Origin of the sequence: Dethiosulfovibrio salsuginis (assembly GCF_900177735.1) — a bacterium.
In the GTDB taxonomy this organism is placed as follows: domain Bacteria; phylum Synergistota; class Synergistia; order Synergistales; family Dethiosulfovibrionaceae; genus Dethiosulfovibrio; species Dethiosulfovibrio salsuginis.
In genome coordinates this window covers 1-1,680 of the sequence record NZ_FXBB01000065.1, presented here as the reverse complement: position 1 = coordinate 1,680, position 1,680 = coordinate 1, and the positions used below count along the sequence as shown (strand labels likewise).

General features: G+C 39.0%; 1 protein-coding gene. It reads left to right on the top strand.

Annotated features, from left to right (window positions below):
• Positions 1 to 579: 579 nt before the first annotated feature.
• Complete coding sequence (locus B9Y55_RS12930) at positions 580 to 1,461, top strand: hypothetical protein (protein WP_143340963.1); 882 nt, start codon at positions 580 to 582, stop codon at positions 1,459 to 1,461.
• Positions 1,462 to 1,680 lie beyond the last annotated feature (219 nt).

Sequence of the window (1,680 nt, the reverse complement as noted above, 5' to 3'; positions counted from 1 at the left end):
TCGCACTGTGAGGGCAGATGCTCTACGATTTTATCCGGCTCATGGGGAAGCTGAAGGCCACTTCCTTTATGGCCCTTCTGAGCCCCTTTACTCTTTTTAAGCAAAAATAGATCAAAACTCGATCTATTTTCAAAAAATTCTAGAATTAACTCCGAAAAAAATTACACAAATAAGCTTATGATAGATAAATACACAACAGAGTACAAGAGGATAGCAAGGCTCAACATTTGCATCAATAACTAATCACAATAAAAAACCAACAGTAAACGAAGGAGTGCTCCCTTGCGAAAAGCATATTTAATTTTCTTCTTATTTCTTTTCTATAGAATTGTTTTATTTAGCAGAATATTAGACTTTAGGGTCTCTATGGGGCTAATGTTTTTTTTGCTTTTTTCCCTAGGGTGGAAAAGTAAAAAAAGCAGCCTGCTCTACCTATCCTCTCACGTATACACCATATGCCTATCGTTATTACCACTTTTAATCAATCAATCCAACGACGTTGCCTTGATCAAAACTTTGATTGGAACTTTTCTGTGCTCCGCAGCTATTTGTGTACTGATCGAGCATAAATGCATTGATATGGTAAAAAAAGAAGCGATAGGCGTTGTTCTCTTGGGAGCTATTTTTCAGATAATAGTGGGTGTGCTTTTTTTTATATTCATCGAGGCTAGATCAAAATTATTTGCACTAGAGGTTGTATCAGAAGGCACAATGTCAAACATTGAATTAATGCGCTTAATCGGCCTAGGAGGAGTAAAATACTTCGGAGCAGGAATATACTTCGGGGTTGTGGCTTTGATTGCTATGGGTTTTTTCATGGCAAAGAGAAGGCCGCTTCTAGCTTGGACTGTTTCGCTGTTTTTTGCCTTAACAGGATCTCTCTTCGCTAGGACAACTCTGGTCTCATTACCTCTGCTTTTCGTGCTGTTCATTTTATCCAGCAAAAGTAAGACCATGGCGATTATGAGAATCAGTGGTATTTTACTTACTGTAGCCTTACTTATACTAGCGCTACACAACATATACAAGGATGAGCCTTTATATCGATGGGGATTAGAGCCTATCTACAATTTACTAGAACACGGGCAACTCAAAACATCATCTAGCGATGTTTTGAAAACAATGTATACTTTTCCTGATCGGACACATACATACATCTTTGGAGATGGAAAATACGTAAACCGTGATGTAATGGGGAGAGAGTCAGGTTACTATATGCATACAGATGTCGGATATATGAGATTGCTGTATTACGGTGGAGTGCCAATGGTAATCGCCTATTTCATACCGTATATGGTGGCAACGGTACTTTACCTTAAAAGTCGACCTCAAAAAACAGAAAAATACGTGTTTCTATCCCTTATAGCTTTTCTCCTTATTCTCAACCTAAAAGGGCTAGCTAGCGTAAATTTTGCAACCGATATTTTTTTATTCTCGTCGCTTAAACGTGGCAACTTTTAGTGATTAATATTCCGTAAGCGTTAAAGCTAACAGTACCTCGCAGCATCGTTATCGGTGTGAGATAATCGCCCGGAGCTTGTCAAGCGAGATGTCGCAAAAAGATCGAATTGGAATAACTCAGTGTCACTATGTGTCAGGATATATGTCGCGTCTCCCTGAGGTGGTAGAGTAATAGATCAAGGGGGTGCGATAGATGATACGCTACAGCCAGGAGTTTAA

Bases quoted from the DNA above. Each gene is read 5' to 3' on its own strand.
- B9Y55_RS12930 (WP_143340963.1), top strand. From the start codon at position 580: ATGGTAAAAAAAGAAGCGATAGGCGTTGTTCTCTTGGGAGCTATTTTT.